This is a genomic window from Rhizobium sp. rho-13.1 (genome assembly GCF_007000305.1).
Taxonomy (GTDB): Bacteria; Pseudomonadota; Alphaproteobacteria; order Rhizobiales; family Rhizobiaceae; genus Rhizobium; species Rhizobium rhododendri.
The window spans coordinates 1-4,783 of record NZ_SCFL01000052.1 but is presented as its reverse complement, the minus strand read 5'-3'; the positions used below and the strand labels follow the sequence as shown (position 1 = coordinate 4,783).

2 protein-coding genes are annotated in these 4,783 nt (G+C 50.3%); both read left to right on the top strand.

The window, feature by feature from the left end; translation table 11 throughout:
* Positions 1-681: 681 nt before the first annotated feature.
* Positions 682-1,875, top strand: coding sequence for an IS256 family transposase (locus EQW76_RS28410; protein WP_142832560.1), 1,194 nt, complete (start codon positions 682-684; stop codon positions 1,873-1,875).
* Between the two features lie 138 nt (positions 1,876-2,013).
* On the top strand, positions 2,014-4,614 hold the full coding sequence (locus EQW76_RS28405; protein ID WP_143123514.1) for a two-component system VirA-like sensor kinase: 2,601 nt from the start codon (positions 2,014-2,016) through the stop codon (positions 4,612-4,614).
* Positions 4,615-4,783: the final 169 nt, after the last annotated feature.

The following is a 4,783-nucleotide window of genomic DNA, read 5'->3' as shown; positions in this document are numbered from 1 at the left end:
AATGCAGAATCATCTTTCCCGCCCTACGTCATCTCAAAATGAGGGGATGCCTGAGCTTCAAGGCAGCAGGATATGAGTGCGATTAAATGCGACACGCTTTAACATGCCATTACGTGACGGAGCAGAACGCAACACCGCAGATCATCATTGAAAGCTTGGGCCATATTGCCTCCAATCAAAGGTGTTCTGCTTCAAATGCAATAAAATAATGTTTGTTTGGCTCGTTTTAGCCCTGCCATTATACCACGAAATTTGCCCATTAGCGACTTACTCGAGCAGATATTTAAGGTACCAAGTTAATTATGGTGCATTGAGGAGGTCTGTTCGAGCCAGCTTTTGAGGTGACGGTGGGTGCGAGGGCCTGAATCGACCGGATGGATGTTCATGGATGCCGGGCAAATATATTAATCCCCCAGAGATGCGTAGCCGCGAAATATCAGGCGCTCTGAAAATAAAAACCCTCAACAGGGAATGATACCTACAGCTAATTGCACGGTTCCAATTGGAAAAGTGAGGAGGGGGTATCCCTGAGATGCACGGCCACTACGCTCAGCAAACGATAGAAAGTGACGCCTTGCTTATCGAGGATCGTGTCCCAGCGAGTGGTGTAGCTGGGTTCATAGCCATCGGTGTTTTCCGGTAGGGTCGGGTTGCTTATGACCAACCTGAAGGACACCACCGATGACCGACGATATGATGAACCTGCGCTCGCTTGTTGAGAAGAGCGCCGATGCCGATTTGCTACGCGAGATGATTGGTTTTGCCGCCGAGAAGCTTATGGCGCTGGAGGTAGGGGCTGCGACCGGTGCTGGCTATGGCGAGAAGACAGCGCTTCGTCTAGCCCAGCGCAATGGCTACCGCGACCGCGATTGGGAAACACGGGCTGGAACGGTGGAGTTGCGCATTCCCAAGCTTCGAACAGGCAGCTATTTCCCGAGCTTCCTGGAACCACGCCGCATGGCCGAGAAGGCTCTGACGGCCGTCATACAGGAGGCCTATATCCAGGGCATCTCGACCCGGTCCGTCGATGACCTGGTCAAAGCCATGGGGATGAGCGGCATATCTAAAAGCCAAGTCTCGCGGCTTTGCGAAGAGATCGATGTGAAGGTCAAAGCCTTTCTCGACCGTCCCATCGAGGGCGAGTGGCCATACATCTGGATCGACGCCACCTATCTGAAGGTGAGGCGCGGTGGGCGCATCGTGTCCGTGGCTGCCATCATCGCAGTCGGTGCCAATACGGATGGACGCCGGGAGGTGCTTGGGCTGGAGATCGGCACATCCGAGGCCGAGCCGATCTGGACAGAGTTCCTACGAAAGCTGACGCGTCGAGGCTTGAGAGGTGTGAAACTCGTGGTCTCGGTTGCCCATGAGAGCATCAAGACGGCTGTCAGCAAGGTGCTGAATGCGACCTGGCAACGTTGCCGCGTTCACTTCATGCGCAATGCCCTGGCACATGCAGGAAAGAGCGGGCGGCGCGTCGTCTCCGCCTTCACGGCGTTCGCCCAGGAGACGCCGGAGGCTGCCAGCACACAATGGCGCAGCGTCTCTGATCAGATCAGGCCGAAGGTGCCGAAGCTGGCCAATCTGATGGATGAGGCCGAGAACGATGTGCTGGCCTACATGACCTTTCCAAAACAGCATTGGGCCAAGCTTCACAGCACCAATCCTATCGAGCGTCTCAACGGCGAGATCAAACGACGCACCGAGGTCGTCGGCATCTTTCCTAACGAGGATGCCATCATCCGTCTCGTCGGTGCTCTGCTGCTCGAACAGAACGACGAATGGGCGGTTCAGCGATCCCGTTACATGACACTGGAAACAATCGCCCAAATGAGCGATGATCCCCTTATCAGCATGCCAGCCGTGGCACGCTGATATTCCCTCCGGCCATCACCGGGAGGCACCGTGGATGTCACAAGCTACACCATTCTGCGGGACACGATCTTATCGAGCGATAAAAAATCTGAATAACTTTAGAGCCAATCAATGAGTAAGTGAAGGATGTAGTCATCCATGTCCAATATTTTCGTTCCAGCATTGTTTCGGGTCTTCAGTTCAGAAAAATCTAAGCGTTCGATCAAAGCTCCCCCAAGAAGACGGCTGTTCTCGAATATTTGCCGACCTCTTACACAGCTTGTTCAGCCGCAATGCGAAGTAGGACTCATCATAGTTCTCATAATTGTTGCCGTATTCTCGGCCGTTCTGGCAACAATTGGTTGGTGCGACAATGACAGCAACCAGGCGATCCTCACTGAACTTCGGACGATTGAGATTGCGAGTGCAATGCTGCAGCGTGACGTCCTCAGTGTTCGCACAGATTTCCTGCGCGACCTGAACCCTGCTTTCGCTAATTTGAAAGCGCTACGGGCGAGCGTTACGAAATTGCAAAATATGTTCGGCACTATTGCTCATTATCAGGCTGACGGGCTTGGGACAGTTCTGATGCGGGTTGACGCCTCGGTCAGCGAAGCTGAGTTAGCTGTCGCTTCGTTCAAAGCCAAATGTGTGGCCCTGGAAGAATCTTATGCACGGTTCGAACGCTCTCTAGAAGAGATGTCAGCGCCCTCTCAAAACTTCCGCGCATCAGATGAAAGGTTAATCAGTCAACTGAATAGTCTCATGCCGCAATTTGTGCTCCATCAAAACAAATCAATGGCATCGAAAATCACTACGTATCTTGACGCGTTAGAACGCGTGGAAGTCGAAAACGAAGATTTGAAAAACAGCACCGTGCGCAACGGCAGATTGATCATTTCTCAAATTGATGAGATCAACGAGTCGTTTTCTGTCATTCAGTCTTCAAATATTGTCGACACAACGAAGGAGTTAGAACAGAAGTATCTAAAACTGTATCGATCAGACCACATTAAGGAGCAAATTTCCCGCATATTTGTTGGCATTATCTCGTTAAGCCTGTGCCTATACATTTTCTTCTTAATTCGCGAGTTTCAAAATCAAAACCGGAGATTGTCGCGCAGGTTGAAGTTCGAGGAAATGATCAAAACCGTCGGGACTTGTTTTAACGATCATCTTTATACGCAGCGATCATTGGAACAATCAGCCCAAACCGCTTTAGTATTGGTCAAGGAGTTCTTTTGCGCAAAACAGTGCACACTGGTGTTGATCGACATCAACGGCGATCGAATAAAGGAAGCCTTCTCATCCGACAATAGTGACCTCGTTCTGGACCTCAAGAAAATTTGCGACATTTCCAAACTGGTCTGTAAAAATTATAACGATCCATTATTTCGTATTATGCCCTCTAAAGAGGTCGGTTGTTTAAGCAATGAAAATGCCGGCCTGTGCTTGTTGCTTGCCTTGAAGGTTTCCAATGATACGCTGGCTATCTGCTCTGCGGCTTACGATGCGGATCGCCTGGTGGTGTCTCCTTGCGAAATTCAACTTTTTGAACTCGCGGCGAGGTGCGTATACCACTACGCAGACATTATGCGCAGGCAGACTGAATGCAAAAACCTTGAGAGACGGCTCGCGCACGCCGAGCGGCTGAAAGCCATGGGGACAGTCGCGGGGGGGATTGCACACGAGTTCAACAATATTCTTAGTTCCATTCTGGGATACGCGCAACTATTGCGGGAAAATATAATTTCATACTCTCTAATCCGCCAATATTCAGAACACATTCTTTTTGCTGGCGACAGGGCGAGGCTGATAATAGATCAAATCCTCGCCATGAGCCGAAAAGTTGATCGGACGACAATGCCTTTCAATGTTTCCGATCTGATCATTGATATCTTGCCGCTACTCCGTATGCAGCTTGGGAAGGGCATCGAACTGGATGTCAATCTTGAACAGAGACACTCCGTTATCGATGGCAATCCACTGGAGCTACAACAGATCTTGATGAATTTATGCAAAAACGCCTCCGACGCGACAGGAGCCAAAGGGCAGATCTACATTAACGTGTCACGCATTCTATTGCCGGAGCAAAGGATTCTGTCCCACAGTGTTATACCGGGCGGCGAGTATATCCTGCTGGGCATCTCGGATAATGGATCCGGAATCGCGAAGACAGCTTTACCCCGTATTTTCGATCCCTTTTTCACCACGCGCACGCGTTCAGGGGGTACGGGTCTGGGACTTTCCGCTGTTCATGCGCATGTCAGCGCACTCGGGGGATATGTCGACGTTACTTCGATTGTGGGAAAAGGTACGAACTTCAATATCTATCTCCAGCCGTCCCTCGAAAAACCAGTCGCGCTTCACAAACATTTTGGGTTTCACGCAACGCCCCTCGGCAGAGGCGAGACTGTTGCCATAATAGATCCAGATCAGGCAGCCTTGGCTCTTTACGAAGAGAAAGTCGCCGCCTTAGGATACGAACCTGTCGGTTTTACAAATATGAGGGACCTTGTCGATTGGACTTCGAGTGGACAAAAATTGAATTTGATTCTGACCACTTACGACATGTTTCTTGAGGGTCGAAGTATGGAAACTGCGGATTTTGTTTTAAAAACGTCGCCCACAATCGTCATCATAAAAGACAGTACAAACATATCGGATGCTTACGCTGAAGATGGGACGACCTGCTTTTTATTAGAGCCTGTGTCGTCGCGCGCAATGGCCCGCGCTCTCAACTTGAAAATAGCTGAGTAGTAAGTGCTGACCGAGTGAGGTCTGCATAGAATTCGCATGGCGAAACAAACCGTGTGTCCTACCAGAGCTCAATGAAATTAGAGCGTTTCCCTTTCATTCTGGATCATATCCACAGGAGGTGAAGAAGTTTCGGGCTTCTTGAGGTTCAATGAGGTCGATCAGTTTTCCA